The sequence below is a fragment of the Kutzneria chonburiensis genome, assembly GCF_028622115.1.
GTDB classification, from domain to species: domain Bacteria; phylum Actinomycetota; class Actinomycetes; order Mycobacteriales; family Pseudonocardiaceae; genus Kutzneria; species Kutzneria chonburiensis.
This window is the reverse complement of sequence record NZ_CP097263.1, coordinates 8,844,462-8,860,361: the sequence shown is the minus strand read 5'-3', so window position 1 is coordinate 8,860,361 and position 15,900 is coordinate 8,844,462. Positions and strand designations below refer to the sequence as shown.

The following is a 15,900-nucleotide window of genomic DNA, read 5'->3' as shown; positions in this document are numbered from 1 at the left end:
CTCTCAGGCCGCGAGCGCGCGCCACTGGTCGGCGTCATAGGTGTGGCCGGCGGCGCAGCTGATCACCGGCCGCGAGGTGCGGTCCTTGGTCTGCACGGTCGCGTGCACCGGCCGCTCGCAGCCCGGCTGCGGGCACGGGCCGAGGTGCAGCAGCGGCGCGCGGTCCGGGTTGACCACCTCGCGGGCGCAGGCCAGCAGGTCGGTCATCTCGTCGGCGAAGTCGCCGGCCGCGGGATGCGCGGCCAGCCAGTCGATGTTGCGGCGCAGCACCGCGGTCATCGCGTGCACGTCCCGGCTCGGCGCCGGCAGGCCCCGCTCGTGCACGGTCATCGCGGTCCAGCTGGTGAGGATGGACAGGATGTCGGCCCGCACGTCCAGGATGGCGTCGGACAGGCGGATGCCGCCGATCATGCCGCCGCGCACCCGCTCCCCGCTGCGCCGCCAGCCCAGCCGCAGCTCGTGCGCGCACTCGTCGTAGTGGTCGGCCAGCACGGTCAGCACGTCGGCCAGCTGGTCACGGCAGGGCGTGCACAGGTTCCGGCCGGGCGCCGCGTGGCGCGGCTGCACGGAGCAGTGCGGCGACGTGCAGAGTCGGTGCGACATGACTGGGTTCCTCCCCTTGCCGAGGCCCTCCCCGCTGGAACCAGGGATCTATGGCCACGACTCTGGAAGGACGCGCTGTGCGATCGCTATCGCGTGACTATCACGTGCCCTGAGCTGCGGTTATCGCCTCGGGACGATCGCTCATGGCCGCTGCGAGCCGCTCCAGTGCGTGCACCACCTCAGTCTCCAGCTTTTCCTGCGCCGCACGTCGAGACGCGGTCAAGGCATGCTGGAGCGTGGTTTCGGCCAGGTCGAGCCGCCCCTCTCCGTGCCGGACGAGGCCAAGGCTGTACAGGGCGTGCGCCTCGCCGATCCAGTCGCCCACGTCCCGCACGATGCGCAGCACCCGGTGCAGCATCTGCCGGGCCAGCTCGAAGTCCTCGGTGTGCCCGTACAGCGTCGAGAACTGCTTGAGGACCTGCGCCTCCATGCGCAGGCAGCGCACCTGCTGGCTGATCCGCAACGCCAGCTCCAGCCGCTCACGGGCACCGTCCAGGTCACCGTCGTCCACGTGGATCCGGGCCAGGTTGCACAGCACGTGGGCCTCGCCGACCCGGTCGCCAACTGAACGCATCAGTTCAAGAGACTCGGTGTACTTGGCCCGGATCCGGTCGAGCCGCCCGGACATGCGGTCGACGTAGGCCATGTTGCGCAGGGCCATGGCCCGCCCGTGCACGTCGCCGACGGCGTCGAAGAGGCCGAGCGCCGTGGTGAAGCACGCGTCGGCCTCGTCCAATCGTTGCTGCGACATGTGCAACGTGCCCAGCGAGTACAGCATCGCCGCGCGGCCGCGATCGTTTCCCTTGCGCTCCACCAGTTCCAGCGCCAGCTGGGTGGTCTCGCGCCAGTCGTCGAAGTAGCCCTTGGTCTCGAACAGGGTGACGGCGGTGTGCGCGAGGTCCCAGCTGACTTCGTCCAGCCCGGCCGCCGCGGCCTGCTTGATCGCCGCGACCAGCGACCGGCGCTCGGTTTCCCACCACGTCACGACGTTGTCGATGATCTCGGCCTCGCCCGGCGGCGTCCAACGCGGCGCATCGCCGTGCAGCACGGTGAAATCGCCGCCGTACTCCATGCGGTGCGCCTGCTCGGCCAGCGCCAGCCAGGCGCCGAGCAGCCGCCCGAGCGCGTCTTCCCGCTCCTGGGCGCTCTCCACCGCCAACAGCTGTTCCGCGGCGTACACCCGGATCAGGTCGTGGAACCGGTAGCGCGGCAACTGTTCGCCCGGGTACAGCACGGTGTCGAGCATCTGGGCGTCGACCAGCGTCTCCAGGATGTCCTCGGCCTCGAACAGGTCGGTGTCCAGCAGCGCGGCCGCCGCCCAGCCCGGGAAGTCCGGCGCCTGGACCAGCGCGAACCGCCGGAACAGCTGCTGGGCGCTACGGGACAGGCTGCGGTACGTGAGCCCGATGTTGGTGCGCAGCACCAGGCCGCGATGCGTCAACTCGTCCAGCCGGTGTGCCTCGCTGCGCAGCCGCCGGGTCAGGCTGACCACCCGCCAGTGCGGGCGGGACGCCAGCCGCGCGCCGGCAATACGCAGCGCCAGCGGTAGCCGGCCGCAGAAGTTGACCAGCTCGCGGGCGTGCTCCGGCTCGGCGTCGATGCGCTCGGACCCGACGATGCGGGACAGCATGCGCAGCGACTGCTCCTCGTCGAACAGGTCGAGGTCGACGCGATGTGCACCGGACAGTTCAGACAGCCGGGTGCGGCTGGTGACGATCACCGCGCAGGTCGGGCTGCCCGGCAGCAGCGGCCGGATCTGCGGCTCGCTGGTCACGTCGTCCAGCACGACCAGCAGCCGCTTGCCGAACACCTTGCTGCGGTACATCTCCACCCGCTCGGCCAGCCCGTCCGGGATGGCCGAGCCGGCCACGCCCAGCGCCCGCAGGAACCGGGCCAGCAGCGCGGCGGTGTCCTCGTCGGCCCCGGTCGGCCGCAGGTCGGCATACAGATGACCGTCGACAAAGGTGTCGCTGAGCTCGTGCGCGGCCCGGATCGCCAGGCTGGACTTGCCGACGCCGCCCATGCCGGAGATGGCCACGATGCGCAGCGCCACGTCGTCGCCGTCGGCCAGCACCTGCTTGATCTCGGCGACCGTGTCCTCGCGGCTGGTGAAGTCGGCGATGCCGGCCGGCAGCAGGCGCGGGATGGCCGGGTCGGCGGTGCGGCGCGGGGTCACCGTCGCCTTCGGCGACGCCACCACGGCGGGAGTTGGTAGCAGCAGCACCGGGTCGCGGTTGAGGATGGCTCGCTCCAGGTCCTGAAGCTCCTGGCCGGGCTCGATGCCGACCTCCTCGATCAGCGTGGCCCGGACCCGCCGGCCGACCTCGAGTGCCTCGGTCTGCCGACCGGCGCGGTACAGGGCCAGCATGAGGAAGGCGTACGGGCGCTCACGGAACGGCTGGTCGTCGATCAGGGCCTTGAGCTCGCCGGTGATCTGCTCGTGCCGGCCCAGCGCCAGCTCGATGCGGAGCCTTTCCTCCTCGGCCAGGAGTTTCCGCTCCTGGAGGCGGGCCGCGTCGCGCTGCACGACGTCGCTGTCCACGCCGGCCAGCGCCGGGCCGCGCCACAGCGCCAGCGCCGCTCGCAGGGCGTCGGCCGCCTCGGTCAGCTCTCCGTCCTCGGCCAATTGCTTGGCCGCGGCCACTTTCCGGGTGAACCGCTCGCTGTCCAGCTCGGCCCGGTCGATCTCCAGCAGGTAGCCCGGCGGCCGGGTGGTGATGGTGAACTCCGGGCTCATCAGCTTGCGCAGCGCCGAAACACAGATCTGGATCTGGCTGCGCGCCGAGGCCGGCGGCGCGTCGTCCCAGACCGCGTCGATGAGCTGGTCGACGGTCGTCACCCGATTGGCGTTCAGCGCGAGCATGGCCAGCACGACGCGCTGGCGCGGACTTCCGATGTCCACCGGTCGACGGTCGACCACCAACTCGAGCGGGCCGAGCAGCTGCACGCCCATACCGTTTCCTCCCCCAGATCCACCCTTTCAGCGGAAGGATGGAACATCCCGGATTTGTGTCCGGACATAGCCCATCACCTGCGGCTACGAGAAAGGATGCCACAGCGGACAGCGGGGTGTCACGCCGCGGGCCCGCACCACGAACGGTGTTCGTGGCGGGGTCCGACGTGACGCTACGCAGCCCGATTACCTGCGAATATGGCCGCAACCTTCGCGTTTTCCTCGTTTACAGCGGCCGGTGGCCGCACTTTTCACGGCACGATCCGATACGCTCAGCGACGAGCCGCCGATATGTCTCGACCGGGCCTGGATAATCGAGGCTGCCACTCTTGAGGTGAATTCCACTAAAGCTCGAGTTCGGTCGCGAGGAACGCGAAGATGTCGGCCATGACGCCATTGCGCTGGGCCCGGGTCGACCCGAGACCGTGCCCGCCGTGCTCCTCGACCCGCAGCAGCACCGGCCGGTCCGAGGAGGTCGCCGCCTGGAGCCGAGCCGCCATCTTGGCCGGCTGCCACGCCGCCACCCGAGGATCGTTCAGACCGGCGGTGAGCAGCACGGCCGGGTACTCGGTGCCGTCCACGACGCGCAGGTAGCTGTCGATGATCAGCAGCGCCCGCAGGCCGTCCTCGGTACTCACCGAGCCGAACTCCGGCGCGTTGACCGGCCCGTTCGCACTGAACTCCTTGCGGGTGCAGTTGAACACGGCCACCTCGGACACCATGGCCGCGAACAGGTCCGGCCGACGCACCAGCGCGCCGCCGGTCGGAATGCCGCCGGCGCTGCCACCGTGGCCGGCCAGCCGCCGCGAGCTGGTGTAGCCGGTGTTGATCAGGTGCTCGGCGCAGTCGACGAAGTCGGTGATGGTGTTTTCCTTGTTGAGCAGACGGCCGGCCTGGTGCCACTCCTCGCCGTACTCACCGCCGCCGCGAATGCCGGCCAGCGCGTACACGCCGCCGCGCTCCAGCCACGGCAGCAGCCGGGGATTGAACGCACGGCGCAGCAGGATGCCGTACGAGCCGTAGCCGCTCATCATGGTCGGGTTGCTGCCGTCGAGCAAGATTCCCTTGCGGTGCAACACAGTCATCGGGATCAGCACGCCGTCACGGGCCGGTGCGCGCAGCTGGGTGATCTCGATGCCGGAGAAGTCCACTGTGGACTTCGGGATCCAGCCGGTGTCGTGCAGCTCGCCGTCGTAGCGGTAGGCGGTGGCCGACCGGGTCCAGGAGCTGAAGACGATCAGTGCCGACTTGCCGTCGGGGTGGGCCGTCCACTGGGCGACCATGCCGCCTTCCGGCAGCGGAACGTCCTCGATCTCGTTGGTGTTCAACGACATTCGCCGCATGCGGGCGGTTCCGGCTTCAATGTCGCGGATCACCAGATGGTCGCCGATGACCTTGACACCGATCACGGACCGGTCGCCGCCGGGCACCACGGTCCGGCGCGTGCCGTCGGTCAGCGACCACGCCTGCACCTCGCTGCGCGGGGCATCCTTGTGGGTGACAACGTAGATCGTGTCGCCGTGGATCGCGTACGCGCTGGCCTCATCGGTCCGGTCGATGATCTTGCGCCACGGGCAGGACGTGAGGTCGGCCAGGCCGGCCCGCTCGGTGGCGTACAAGGAGAAAGCGGTCAGCTCCTCGGTGGTCGATCCGCTCGACGCCGAGTGCGAGACCAGCGCGAACACCAGCTCGGAGTCCTTGGGCAGCAGCATGTACGGGCGGTCGACCGGCTCCATCGGCAGCGTCGGATTGTGCCCGCGCCGCAGGGCGATCGTCGGCTCGCCGCCGAGCGGCTGGAACCAGGTGGCGCTGTCGTCACGGCGGCGACCGGGCGGCACTGCCGGGTCCGGCGTCGAGTAGCGGTGGCAGAAGAAGCCTGAGCTGTCGGGCAGCCACTCCGGGTGGCCATGCAACGAATGCCTGATCTCGGTCGGTGTGAGCTCGCCGGTGGCCACATCCAGCACGTGCACGTGGCACTGCTCCGAGCCGCCCTGGGCCAGGCCGCAGACGACCAGCCGGCCGTCCGGGCTCGGGGCGAAGAACTCGAGCGTGGTGTGCTCGTCGCCCTCGATCGTGGCCGGGTCGAGCAGCACTCGCTCCTCGTCGCCCTCACGGACCACGAGCACCGGCACGGCGCCGGTCTGGCGCAGGAAGAACACGCGGTCGCCGGCCATCGCGAAGCCCGTGACCTCGACCGTGTCGCTGGTGACCTCGTCCATGCGGGCTCGCAGCTCCTGCTGGAGCGGCAGGCCGGCCAGGTGCTCGGCGGTCTTCGCCCCCTGGGCCAGCGCCCATTCGCGCAGCTCCGCCCCCTCTTCCATCCACCGGTACGGGTCGGCCAGCCGGTGTCCGAATACGGTGTCGACCACCGTGTCCACGCGAGCGTCAGTCACGTCTGCTCCCCCACTTGACAGCACTGCCGTTGAGCGTACCGTCAACCACGTAAGTGAACTGTACGGCACAGTTCATTTGAACGGAGGCCTGAGATGCGCATCGACGTGCACGCCCACCTGTGGAGCGAGAGCTACCTGGACCTGATGACCGAGCTCGGCGTGCCCACGCAGGCCCAGCGCGGCACCGGGGCCGGGTCGACCGAGGCCGAGCTGGCCGACCGGTTCGCCCAGCTCGACGCCGCCGGTGTGGACCGTCAAGTGCTGTCCGTGCCACCCGTTTCGCCGCACGTGGCCGACGAGGCCGGCGCCGTGCGGGCCGCCCAGCTGGTCAACGACGAGTACGCCGGCATCGTGGCCAAGTACCCCGAGCGGTTCCGCTCCTTCGCCGCCCTGCCGTTGCCGCACGTCGACGCCTCGCTCAAGGAGCTCACCCGTTCCCTCGACGACCTCGGCATGGTCGGCGCCGCCGTCACCACGTCCATCCTCGGTCGCGGCCTCGGCGACCCCCTGTTCGAGCCTTTGTACGAGGAGCTCAACCGCCGCGGCAGCGTGCTCTACGTGCACCCCGCCGGCGAGGGCGCCGGGGCCGAGCTCATCGCCGGGCACAACCTCACGTGGTCCATCGGCGCCCCCATCGAGGACACCGTGGCCGTCATGCACCTCATCCTGGCCGGCATCCCCAGCCGCTACCCCAACATGAAGATCATCGCTTCCCACCTCGGCGGCGCACTGCCCATGGTGCTCACCCGCACCGACCACCAGGTCCCTTGGGAGGCGCCCGGCACCCCCGAGCTCCCCAGCCTCGCCGCCCGGCGGATGTGGTTCGACACCGTCGGCCACAACCACGCCCCCGCCCTGCGCGCCGCCGTCGACACCTTCGGCGCCGACCGCCTCGTGCTCGGCACCGACTTCCCGTACCAGGCCCACGCCGAGTACCAGGCCGCCATCGACTACATCACCCGCGAGCTCGACGCCGGCGAGGCCGCCGAGATCCTCGACACCAACGCCCAGGCCCTGTTCGGCTTCTAACGCGGCGCGGTCAGGGCGTCGAGGTCGAGGCTCAGCAGCCAGGGGAGATCGATGTCGACGACGCCGGTCAACGGCCGCTGCTGCCGGTAGTGCCGATCGCCTTCCACCAGCTGGTAGGACGCGAGGGTCACCGGGCCGTCGGCCAGGCTGATGATCCACAGGTGCGGGATGCCGGCCTCGGCGTACTCCACCGGCTTCACGATCAGATCCTCCCGCCAGCTACCCGGCGAGATGATCTCCACGGCCAGCAGCACCTCGTCGACGGCCAGCCGCCGCTCGTCCCGCCACTCGCTGGCCGTCACGACGACGTCCGGGACGTGGGTCACGGCCGGCCCGACAACGACATCGGGCGCGGCAAAGGCTTCGAGGCGGATGGGAAGTTCCTGGTTGAGCCGGTGAACGAGGCGGTTGGTCGCTCGCAGGTGGGCCTGACCAAGCCGCGTCCGCGGGCAGTCGTCGAACACGGTCTTGCTTTGTCCTCTTCGGTACAGCTAGCGGAAGGCTCCGACATGGGCTTCATCGACGTGCACCATCACGCCATCCCGCCGCGCTACGCCGTAGCCTTACGCGGCAGCACGCCGATTCCCGGGGTCGACTACCCGACCTGGGAACCGGAACTGAGCCGGCAGCTGATGGACGACAACGGGATCGACGCGGCGGTGCTGTCGATCACGGCGCCGGGGGTGCACTTCGGCGGTGATCCGGCGCGGACGCGAAGGCTGGCCAGGGAAGTGAACGAGTACTTCGCCTCGCTGCTGTCGGACCGGTTCGGCGCGTTCGCCATTCTGCCGCTGCCGGACGTGAACGCCGCCCGCGAAGAGCTGGCGTACGCGATCAACGAGCTCGGCCTGGACGGCGTGGGAGTGTTGACGGCCTACGACAACCGGTATCTCGGTGAGCCGGAGTTCGAACCGCTGCTGGCGGAGATCGCCGAGCGCGGGCTGGCGGTGCACGTCCACCCGGCCACGCCGGAACTCAAGGACCTGGCCACGTTCGACCTGCCGCCGTCGCTGTACGAATTCACCTTCGAGACCACCCGGGCCGCGGCCAGCCTGCTGTTCAACGGGGTTCTCGACCGGCTGCCCGAGCTGAAGCTGATCCTCTCGCACGCCGGCGGCACGATTCCGTTCCTGGCCAACCGGTTGACCTACGGCCCGACCATCGGCGCCTACCTGGCCGAACGCGCGCCGAGGGACGTGCTGGCCTCGCTGCGCCGGCTGCACTTCGACATCGCCATGTCGGCCAACAGGTACACGCTGCCCTCGCTGGCCGCCTTCGCCGATCCGGCGAACGTGCTTTTCGGCAGCGACTTCCCGTTCATGCCGGCCGCCACAACCGAGGAGACCGTCGCCGGACTGGCCGAGAGTCCGGAGTGGACGGACGCCGAGAAGACGGCCATCGGCCGGGACAACGCGCTGCGACTGCTGCCCCGGCTGGCCGGTCGACTTCAGTCGATGCCGTAGTACGCCAGGAACATGTCCACGCCGGCGACGACAAGGCGGTCCGCCAGCTTCTTGCCCGGGCTCTGGCCGTACGCGCCGTACACCAGGTTGGGCGAGAGCACGAGGCCGGAGAGCTGGAGAACCGCCAGCTCCACGTCGGGAATGTCCAGCACGCCGCGCTGGCCCAGCCGGGTCATCGCGGTCGCGAACACCGCGTGCAGCCGCGTCGGGCCGCTCTCCAGCCAAGTCTCCCCCAGCTCGGGGAACCGCTTGGACTCGGCGACGACCAGGGTGCGCAGCGCCATCATGTCGGGCAGCGTGAGCGCGGCCACCCAGGCCCGGCAGGCCTTGAGCAGCTCGCCGCGCACGTCGTCGGAGTCGCCGAGCCGGGACTCGACGATCTGCTCCACCACCGACAGCACCTCGTGCAGCTGCCCGGACACCACCGCCCGGAACAGGTTCTCCTTGCTGTCGAAGTGGTTGTAGACGGTGACCTTGGAGACGCCGGCCGCCGAGGCGATCCGGTCCATGCTGACGTCGAAGCCCTCGTCGAGAAAGGCCCGCAGCGCGGCCTCCACGATGGCCTTGCGCTTGCCGTCCGCCCTTGCCCCCGACGGGGCCGTCCGTCCCGCATCGCTCATCCCGTGACTGTACCACTCAGTACAGTTGGTGATACGGGTGAACACCGCCGGCACCGCTGGCGGCTCGTTTGGCCGCTGCCGCAGTGGCATGCTCGATGGCACGCTGGACGATGATGTTGCACGCTGGGCGGGTCAGGGCGCGACTGCTGGCCCGGTCGTGGCGAGCGGTCGGGTGCGACAACAGCGGGAACTGGCTGGCAATCGCTTGGGGGAGGGCGAATGAGCGACTTCGAGCACTTCTTCCGGACGTCCCGTCCCCGGCAGACGGCCCGCGCCGCGCTGCTGTGTGGCAACCGCGCTGACGCCGAGGCGTTCGCCAGCCGTGAGGTGCGGGCCGCCGCGGATGGCGTGGCGCAACCACAGCGCCATTGGTGGCGCGGATGATCAGACTGCGCGCGGTGCTGGCGATCGTCCTGCTGTTCGGCGTCTACCTGCTCGCCCTGCTGGCCATCGCCGTTTCCGGTGCGTTGGCGGTGGTGTGCGCGTCGTCAGTACAGGACCACCTCCAGGGCACGGTCCAGGGTGATCCCTACCCCGTGCTGTTCGGCGTGATCGGCAGCGTCGCCGCGATGGTGGTCGTGCTGGGCGGCCTGGTGTCGGCCGGCAAAGCCGGCTCGGACGCCGACTCCGTGCTGGTGGACGAGGAAGAGGCGCCGGAGCTGTGGGCGTTCGTACGGCAGGTGGCGGCCGAGGCCGGCCTCCGTCCGCCGGACGAGCTGCGGCTCAGCGGCCAGGTCAACGCCTCGGTCAGCGAGGACGCGCGACTGCTAGGTCTGCTGCCCGGTCGCCGCCGTCTCGTGCTGGGCCTGCCGCTCTTGGCCGCGCTGTCGGCCAACGAGCTCCGTGCGCTGCTGGGCCACGAATTCGGGCATTACTTGCGTCGGCCGACCCGGGGTGCCCTGGTCGTGTACCGCGGCCACCGGGCGCTGGATCGATTGCGGGACAACCTCGCCGACACCGCGGCGTTCCGCTACGGCCCGGCGCGCCTGCTGTTCCACGTCGTCAAGGCCTACGGCCATCTGTACTCACGAGTTTCGTTCGCGGTGCGGCGGCAGCAGGAGTTCGAGGCCGACGCCGTCGCCGCCCGTATCGCCGGGCCGACGGCCATCGCCCAGGCGCTGCGGTCGCTGGCCGGCATCGACGCCCGTTGGCAGGTCTTCCTGAACCAGTGCCTGTCCCAGACCGCCGCCGCCGGCTATGCGCCCGAGGATCCGCTGGCCATGTTCGCCTTGATGCTGGCCGAGCGGCCGGCCGAGGTCACCGATCCGGAGCCGGCACAACGCAGCCCGTACGCCGGCCATCCCGCCATGACCGACCGGCTGGCCCGGCTGGCCGCCATGACGGCCGAGGTCCCGGCTCGCCAGCACGAGCCGTCGACCTGGAGTTATCCCAGGCCGGCGCTGCTGCGGCACCTGCTACCAAGCCACGATTTCGATGCATTGCCGGCCGCCCGGTGGCTGGACCAGGCCGCCCGGCAGACGGCGCCGCTGGCCGCGGCCCGATTGCTGCTCGACGGGCCCGACGCCACCCTGGCCACCGTGCTCGACCTGCTGGAATCCGGCGATACCGAGGCGCTGTCGGCCCGTTTCGACCGCGAGGACCGGCATCGGGCCACGGCTCGGCTGTGCGAGGCCCTGCATGCCCTGGTCGGGCACTACCTGGTCGAGGCAGGCCGGGCGAGCTGGCGATTGTCGTGGACCGGTCCGAGCGAGCTCGTCGTCACCGAGTTGCGAGCGGACGGCGTGCACCGGGTGCCCTTCACTGAACTGAACGGTGTGGTTTTCGAGGCTGTCGACAGCCGCTCCGGCGTCGATCCCCTGCGCACGCACCTCGCGTCACTTCGGATCGACCCGAAGCGCCACCTCGCCGCCGAGCCCGAGCAGTCCACCAGCGCCGTCGTCGACACCCCGCCGCGGGTACGGGACAACGCCCGCAAGGCCGCCCTGTTCTCGCTCTCCGTCGCCGCGCTGGTCGCCGCCGTCGCCATCTTCGTGCTCACCGACCAGCCAACGCAACGCCCGGTCACCGGCACCACCGTGCTGCCGACCTACACCCCGCCGGCCACCCGCACTCAGCCGACCATCCACTTCCAGCTGCCCCCGGGCCAGTACCCGACCTTGTTCCCCAAGCCGGCTCCGCCCACCACAGACGGGAATCCATGACCCACGCACTGATCATCGGCGGCGGCATCGCCGGCGCGAGCGCCGCCATCGCGCTGGGCAAGGCCGGTGTGACTTCGACCGTGTACGAGGCGTATCCGACCGGAGGGGACGACGTTGGAGCATTCCTGCTGGTGATGCCCAACGGCATCGACGCGCTGCGGGCCATCGACGCCGAACAGGCCGTGATCGACTGGTCCTTCCCCACGCCGAACGTGGAATATCTGGACCCGGCCGACACCGTCTACGCCAGCGGTCCGATGGGCCGGACCCACGCCCCGCGCACGCTCAAGCGCGCCGACATTTACCTTGCGCTGCAAGAAGAACTGCTCCGCCGGGGCGGAAAGATCGAGCACGGCAAGCGCTTGGTCAGCGCCGAGATCACCGACCGGGTCGTGGCCACCTTCGCCGACGGCACCACCGCCGAGGGCGACTTCCTGGTCGGGGCGGACGGCGTCTGGTCAACCACCCGCAACCTGATCGACCCGGACGCCCCGCAGCCGCGGGCCACCGGCCTGACCCTGGTCTACGGCTACAGCCGCGACCCGTCGATCCCGACCGTGCCCGAGACGTGCCGGCTGGTGGCCTGCGGCCTGGTCTACGTGACCTCGCCGGACAACGAGACCTTCTGGGGCGCGGGCCTGCCCGGCGGCGAGTCGGAGGTGCCCTGGCTGAAGGCGCTGGCCGCGCAGTTCGCCGACGCGCCCGGCGAGGTGCCGCGCCGGGTCGTGGGCGCTGAACAGGAGAAGGTGCAGGCCACGGAGATCCACCACCTGCCCGAGCAACTGCCGCGCTGGCACAACGAACGCATGGTGCTGGTCGGCGATGCCGCCCACCTGAGCGCCACCACGGATTCGCGCTCCACGGGTGAAGCGGCTGGCCGAGTTCGTGGCCAAGCCGGTGCGCACGCCCGAGGAGGCCGAGGCCAACGCCCGACCCGAGGTGCGGGCCTGGCTGTACGAGCACGAAATTCACTGGAACGAGGTCGTCAAGCCATGAGCCTGCCGGAGACCATGCGCGCCGTGCGCTTCCACGCCGAGTCCGGGAAGCTGAGCCTGGAGACCGTGCCGGTGCCGAGGCCGGGGCCGCGCGAGGTGGTGGTCAAGGTCGCGGCGTGCGGCATCTGCCACTCCGACCTCAGCCAGTTCGACGGCTACATCCCGGCCCAGCTGCCGTCGATCACGCCTGGGCACGAGGCGTCCGGCACGGTCGCGGCGGTGGGCAGCGACGTGCGGCACTGGCAGGTCGGCGACCGCGTGGTGATCGCCGCCGGGCGGGCCTGCGGGGACTGCCGGTCGTGCCTGTTCGGCGGCACGATCGACGACTGCGAGGCCTTGGAGGTCATGGCCTTCGCCTACGACGGCGCGTGGGCCGAGTACGTCGTCACGCCGGGCGTGTCGCTGATCTCCGTGCCGGACGGCGTGCCGATGGAGCAGGCGGCCGTGCTGGCCGACGCCGTCTCCACCCCGTACGGCGCGATCGAGACCGCCGACCTGCGGATGGCCGACTCGGTGGCGGTGTGGGGGCTCGGCGGCATCGGCACGCATCTGGTGCAGCTGGCCCGGCTCGCCGGCGCGTCGCCGATCATCGGCCTGGACCCGGTGCCCGGCGTGCGCGAACGGGCGCTCTCGCTCGGCGCCGACTTCGCGCTGGACCCGCTGGACCCGGACACCCCGAAGCGGATCATGGAGATCACCGACGGCCGCGGGCTGCGGGTGGCCTTCGACTGCGTCGGCCGCGCGTCCACCATCGCCCAGGCCAACGGCGCGCTCGGCCTGCGCGGCAAGGTCGTGCTGGTCGGCATCAGCGCCGACACCATCGATCTCGGCCGCGAGGGTGTGTTCCTCGGCCGCCGGCATGCCGTGATCGGGCACCTCGGCTACAAGATGAAACACCTCGCCGACCTGGTCGAACTGGTGTCCCGCGGCCGGCTCGACCTGTCGGCGTCGGTCAGCGCCGTGCTGCCGCTCGAGGAGTTCGAGGAGGGCATCCGCCGGCTGCGCGAGCACGACGGCAACCCCGTCCGGATACTGCTCAGGCCGTGAGGGTGGAGACGCGGTCCACCCCGATCTCCACCGCCGGGAGGTGCTGGTCCACCCCGGTTTCTCCGTAGCGTCCCGGCCATGGAGACATACCTGGGATACCTCGCGATCCGGTTCGCCATGATCGGCGGCGTCATAGCGCTAGCACTGCTAGCTCTTTTCGCGGTGGCCATGATCCTGCGTCGAATGGGCAAGCTCGACAGGGCACGGGCCGTGGTCGAGCCCATGATCCGCGAGTCCGCCCGTCGCCGAGGCGGGCTCACGAACATGGTCGTCGAGCGCGTGGTCAAGGAGCGCCGCTGATGGGCGAGGTGCTGCACTTCCTGCTGATCCGGTTCCTGATGATCGGCGGCGGCGTGGTCCTGCTGATCATGCTGGCCTTCGTGCTCGCGCTGATCTGGCGGCGGACCGGCCGCTGACATGGCAGCCTGATGCTCGTGCGACTGCTCGATCGGATCGGCCCGCTGTGGCTGGTGGTCGGCCTGGTCGGGACCGCGGTGTTCGTGATCACGCTGGCCACCGTGCAGCGGCCGACGCCGGGCTGGCTGTGGGTGCTGTACGGGGTGAGCCTGGCCTGCTGGCTCGGCTTCGTGCTGCTCGACCGACGTCTGCCGCGGACCGGCACCGTGTTGCTGCTGGCCTGTCTGCTGCTGTCGGTGACGGCCATCGGACCCGCGCCCGACGGCACGCCGGTGCTGCTGAGCTGCGTGGCGCTGGTCGTCACGAGTTCGCTGCCCCGGCTGTCGTCCCCGGTGCTGGCCGGGCTGCTCGGGGTGGCGTTCGTGCTCGGGGTTGGCGGCGCCTTGTGGTTGCAGGGCGCTGTGTCCGCGGTCGGCGACTTCGCCGTGCTGGTGATCATGGGGTTGGTCGGGCTCAGCGCGCGGCAGCACCAGATGCAGGCCCGGCTGCTCGCGTCGTACGCGGCGTTGGACGAGCGGGCGCGGATTGCCCGTGAGATGCACGACGTGCTGGCCCATTCCCTTGGCGCGCTGGGCGTTCAGCTGGAGGTCGCCGAGGCTTTGCTGGCCGATAAACGTGATCTGGACGGTGGGCTGCTGCGCGTACAGCGGGCCCGTCTGCTGGCGCACGAGGGTCTGGACGAGGCCCGGCGGGCCGTCGCCGCGCTGCGTGACGACGTCGTGTCTTTGCCCGAGGCGTTGGCCCGACTCGTCGCCGACGGCCGGCGGGATCGGGGGCTGGAGGTCGACTACGCCGTCACCGGCACCGTCCGGCCACTGGCCGCCGGCACCACGGTGGCATTGCTGAGGACCGCTCGGGAGGCGTTGACCAACGCCTTCAAGCACGCCCCGGGTTCCGCCGTCTCCGTCGTGCTCGACTACGGTGCCGGCGTCACTTTGACCGTGTACAACGCTTCTGTCTCGGAGTCGGCCGCGCCCGGACACGGGCTGACCGGGATGCGGGAACGGATCGAGCTGGTCGGCGGCACGCTGACCGCCGGGCGATCGGGAGAGGGCTGGCTGGTGACCGCCGAGGTGCCGGAATGATCAGGGTCATCGTGGTCGACGACCAGCTGGTGATGCGGGAGGGGCTGGTCGCCCTGCTGTCGCTGGTCGACGACGTCCAGGTCGTCGGCGACGCCGGCACCGGCGCCGATGCCTTGGCGCTACTGGATTCCGTGCCGGCCGACGTCGTGCTGATGGATCTTCGGATGCCGGTGATGGACGGCGTCGAAGCCACCCGCCGCATCACCGCCGCCCACCCGTCCGTCGCCGTGGTCGTGCTCACCACCTACTCCGACGACGAGTCCATCACCACCGCGCTACAGGCCGGCGCTCGCGGCTACCTCACCAAGGACGCCGGCCGCGCCGAGATCACCGCCGCCCTACGGGCCGTCGCCGCCGGACAGTCCACTTTCGACGCCACCGTTTCCCAGCGCCTCGTCGCCGCCCTGGCTTCGCCCACTCCCCCACCCGCCGGTCTCACCGCCCGCGAGGCCGAGGTGCTCACGCTCATCGCCCGCGGCCTGGCGAACGCCGACATCGCCGCCGCCCTGTTCATCGGCGAGACCACCGTCAAAACCCACATCAACAACCTGTTCGCCAAGATCGGCGTCCGTACCCGCCCCGAGGCCATCCGCTACGCCTACAGCAGCGGCATCGTCGCGCCCTGAGCCTCGAAGGCCAGCAGGAACTGCTTGCGGTCAAGGCCGCCGCCGTAGCCGGTCAGGCCGCCGCCCGCACCCACCACGCGGTGGCACGGCACGATGATGCCGATGGGGTTCTTGCCGTTGGCCAGGCCGACCGCACGGGCCGCGCTCGGCTTGCCGATCCGCTCGGCCAGCTCGCCGTACGACACCGTTTCCCCGTAAGGGATCTCCAGCAGCGCCGACCAGACCGTGCGCTGGAAGTCCGTGCCGTGCAAGGCCAACGGCAGGTCGAACGTGTCGAGCTCGCCGGCGAAGTACGCCTCGAGCTGCTCGATCACCGCCCCGAACCGGCCGCTGTCGGTCGCCCCGAACCGCTCCTCGGCCGGCCGGTGCCGCTGGTTCTCCATGTACAGGCCGGTGAGCACGCCGTCCTCACCGACGAGAGTCAATGCCCCGACGGGGCTGTCCACGATCGTCTTCATGCCCCAAGCATGGCCTCGGCCACGAGCGATGGCTGGCGGGAATCAGACA

General features: G+C 70.5%; 14 protein-coding genes. 8 read left to right on the top strand and 6 right to left on the bottom strand.

The window, feature by feature from the left end:
- Positions 1 to 3 precede the first annotated feature (3 nt).
- From M3Q35_RS41130 to M3Q35_RS41120, 3 genes are all read right to left on the bottom strand, one after another.
- Positions 4 to 603, bottom strand: coding sequence for a hypothetical protein (locus M3Q35_RS41130; RefSeq protein ID WP_273937985.1), 600 nt, complete (start codon positions 601 to 603; stop codon positions 4 to 6).
- A gap of 100 nt (positions 604 to 703) precedes the next feature.
- On the bottom strand, positions 704 to 3,556 hold the full coding sequence (locus M3Q35_RS41125; RefSeq protein WP_273937984.1) for an AfsR/SARP family transcriptional regulator: 2,853 nt from the start codon (positions 3,554 to 3,556) through the stop codon (positions 704 to 706).
- Between the two features lie 344 nt (positions 3,557 to 3,900).
- Positions 3,901 to 5,949 (bottom strand): prolyl oligopeptidase family serine peptidase, encoded by a 2,049-nt coding sequence (locus M3Q35_RS41120; protein ID WP_273937983.1) that lies wholly within the window; start codon positions 5,947 to 5,949, stop codon positions 3,901 to 3,903.
- 93 nt (positions 5,950 to 6,042) lie between these two features.
- On the opposite strand from M3Q35_RS41120, the gene M3Q35_RS41115 reads away from it, so the two are divergent.
- Complete coding sequence (locus M3Q35_RS41115) at positions 6,043 to 6,978, top strand: amidohydrolase family protein (RefSeq protein ID WP_273937982.1); 936 nt, start codon at positions 6,043 to 6,045, stop codon at positions 6,976 to 6,978.
- Here the strand turns inward: M3Q35_RS41115 and M3Q35_RS41110 are convergent.
- Entirely contained in the window at positions 6,975 to 7,442 is a 468-nt protein-coding gene (locus tag M3Q35_RS41110; RefSeq protein WP_273937981.1) for a Uma2 family endonuclease, read from the bottom strand. The two genes, M3Q35_RS41115 and M3Q35_RS41110, sit on opposite strands and share 4 nt — an antisense overlap.
- Before the next feature lie 45 nt (positions 7,443 to 7,487).
- On the opposite strand from M3Q35_RS41110, the gene M3Q35_RS41105 reads away from it, so the two are divergent.
- Positions 7,488 to 8,441 carry an amidohydrolase family protein gene (locus M3Q35_RS41105; RefSeq protein ID WP_273937980.1) on the top strand — a complete coding sequence of 318 codons (954 nt, stop codon included), beginning with the start codon at positions 7,488 to 7,490 and terminating at the stop codon, positions 8,439 to 8,441.
- Here M3Q35_RS41105 and M3Q35_RS41100 read toward each other — a convergent pair.
- Positions 8,426 to 9,061, bottom strand: a complete 636-nt coding sequence (locus M3Q35_RS41100) for a TetR/AcrR family transcriptional regulator (RefSeq protein ID WP_273937979.1) — start codon at positions 9,059 to 9,061, stop codon at positions 8,426 to 8,428. The genes M3Q35_RS41105 and M3Q35_RS41100 overlap by 16 nt on opposite strands.
- A gap of 219 nt (positions 9,062 to 9,280) precedes the next feature.
- Here M3Q35_RS41100 and M3Q35_RS41095 point away from each other — a divergent pair, with 219 nt between their 5' ends.
- The 6 genes from M3Q35_RS41095 (at position 9,281) to M3Q35_RS41070 (ending at position 15,393) form a co-directional block, all read left to right on the top strand.
- On the top strand, positions 9,281 to 9,445 hold the full coding sequence (locus M3Q35_RS41095) for a hypothetical protein (protein WP_273937978.1): 165 nt from the start codon (positions 9,281 to 9,283) through the stop codon (positions 9,443 to 9,445).
- Complete coding sequence (locus tag M3Q35_RS41090) at positions 9,442 to 11,223, top strand: M48 family metallopeptidase (RefSeq protein ID WP_273937977.1); 1,782 nt, start codon at positions 9,442 to 9,444, stop codon at positions 11,221 to 11,223. Before M3Q35_RS41095 ends, M3Q35_RS41090 begins: the two co-directional genes overlap by 4 nt.
- A complete protein-coding gene (locus M3Q35_RS41085) occupies positions 11,220 to 13,265 on the top strand; it encodes an alcohol dehydrogenase catalytic domain-containing protein (protein ID WP_273937976.1) in 2,046 nt (681 codons plus the stop codon). The genes M3Q35_RS41090 and M3Q35_RS41085 overlap by 4 nt, the downstream gene beginning before the upstream one ends.
- Before the next feature lie 78 nt (positions 13,266 to 13,343).
- A complete protein-coding gene (locus tag M3Q35_RS41080; RefSeq protein ID WP_273937975.1) occupies positions 13,344 to 13,565 on the top strand; it encodes a hypothetical protein in 222 nt (73 codons plus the stop codon).
- Positions 13,566 to 13,699: 134 nt separating this feature from the next.
- Positions 13,700 to 14,767, top strand: coding sequence for a sensor histidine kinase (locus M3Q35_RS41075; protein ID WP_273937974.1), 1,068 nt, complete (start codon positions 13,700 to 13,702; stop codon positions 14,765 to 14,767).
- The gene (locus M3Q35_RS41070) at positions 14,764 to 15,393 is read left to right on the top strand and encodes a response regulator (RefSeq protein WP_273937973.1); all 630 of its coding nucleotides are present in this window, start codon (positions 14,764 to 14,766) and stop codon (positions 15,391 to 15,393) included. The genes M3Q35_RS41075 and M3Q35_RS41070 overlap by 4 nt, the downstream gene beginning before the upstream one ends.
- Here the strand turns inward: M3Q35_RS41070 and M3Q35_RS41065 are convergent.
- Positions 15,366 to 15,851 carry a methylated-DNA--[protein]-cysteine S-methyltransferase gene (locus tag M3Q35_RS41065; protein ID WP_273937972.1) on the bottom strand — a complete coding sequence of 162 codons (486 nt, stop codon included), beginning with the start codon at positions 15,849 to 15,851 and terminating at the stop codon, positions 15,366 to 15,368. The two genes, M3Q35_RS41070 and M3Q35_RS41065, sit on opposite strands and share 28 nt — an antisense overlap.
- Between the last annotated feature and the right edge of the window lie 49 nt (positions 15,852 to 15,900).